Raw genomic sequence first — 1503 nt, forward strand, 5'->3', positions numbered from 1 at the left:
GGTAAGATCTTCTGGCGTTCGTTTTAAGAACGCTTAACCTTTTTGGACATGTAATCAGAATCAAAAAACTCAGGCCAGTACATTTTCACATAACCGCCTGCCACCCAAATCACTAGGATGGTCGCGATGGTTAATTCAAAGAAGCCGAATTTATGCAGCCAATACCATTGTGGGTATTCAGCACCGAAAAATGTGGTTAAGCGGTGCATAGCAATGGCGCTGATCACGGACGGGAAGGTGACGGCTGCAATCGAAGGTTGGAACTTAAGACGCATTAGACGGATGTAACATAAGTAAATCAATAGAGTCATGGTGATAGCAATGCCAGCCAATGCTCCTGTCAGAATCGGATCTGGGTTGTCGAAGTTCACCAAGTAAGCGGCTAAAGATAAGTTAACCGGAGCCGCCATGATTGCGAGTGTTGGTCTTGCTCGACGTGGCAGGTTTCCTTCGAATACCAAGCGGTACAACACCACTGGCAGCATTAGGAAATAGATACCGATACAAGTGGCCGCCAGTGTCTCTGAAAAAACGGTGTGTCCAAACTGTGTACCTGCTAAGGAACTGCTGATTAACCCCACGGGATACAGGAACCAACTCGGCACAATGTTCGACATTTTGAAATTGAGGATCTGGAAACTAAAGAACAACACCATCATGGTAAAATGCAACAACAACGCGCAGAACCAGACTGGATAGGCGATTATTGGAGATATCTCGGCGAGATAGTCACATAGAATCAATAACGCCATGCTCATCGGCGCCATTAAGCTTCCGCTAAGTGGATGGCGAATGTCATTGATAAAAGTATCAAAACTTGTGAGATAACGAAGTAAAACGGGCAGCAATAACAGTGCGCCAAACGCAGCAAGGTAAGGACGAATGAGCTCACCAACCCCTGGAAGATATAATGCCCAAGCTTGCCCCAGCCCTATAACGCCAAGTGCTAAAGACGCCTGAGATGGTGGAACATTCTTTACTTGGGTTAATCTTCTCCAGTTCAACGACTTGCTCCACTCAGTTAAATGTAGAACGTATACTCTAATCAAAACGTTCAGTCATGCTCACAATCGGTGTTGTTAGGCATGTAAATAATTTCGTGGATAATAGCAAGTTTAACGTTTGCTTTTAAGGTTTTGATTCGAAATTGATATATAAAGCGCGATGAAAGTGTTTTTGATTTTCTTGAGTGTTCTATAAATATTGAGCTTGGTTTGCTTATTGTATTAGTGGAATTTGATTGTATTAGTGGAACTTAACGAGTTACGTTTAAGTCCCACATTTGAACTGACGTTTTCAATGCAATTAACGAACTTCCTCTTGCTGAGGGAGATCTTGCTGTCTTAGTTTCTCGTTTTTCAGCGTGCGGTTAAGTAGTTGGCTGTAAATTGGCTGACCACCTAACATCTGAGCAATGATTACCGCGCCTAAGCAGGTGATGATCAACGGTAAGATGAGGTAGTAGTTATTGGTCATTTCAATAACTGACCAATAACTACTACC

Annotated in this window: 1 protein-coding gene and 1 pseudogene; both read right to left on the reverse strand. The window is 43.1% G+C overall.

Going from position 1 to position 1503, the window contains the following annotated elements:
* Positions 1–23 precede the first annotated feature (23 nt).
* Positions 24–1004 carry a TDT family transporter gene (locus tag AB4653_RS21885; protein WP_029222915.1) on the reverse strand — a complete coding sequence of 327 codons (981 nt, stop codon included), beginning with the start codon at positions 1002–1004 and terminating at the stop codon, positions 24–26.
* Between the two features lie 301 nt (positions 1005–1305).
* A pseudogene (locus AB4653_RS21890) lies at positions 1306–1503 on the reverse strand (ClC family H(+)/Cl(-) exchange transporter); the annotation flags it as partial.

The sequence above is a fragment of the Vibrio sp. 10N.222.48.A3 genome (assembly GCF_041475345.1).
GTDB lineage: Bacteria > Pseudomonadota > Gammaproteobacteria > Enterobacterales > Vibrionaceae > Vibrio > Vibrio tasmaniensis_A.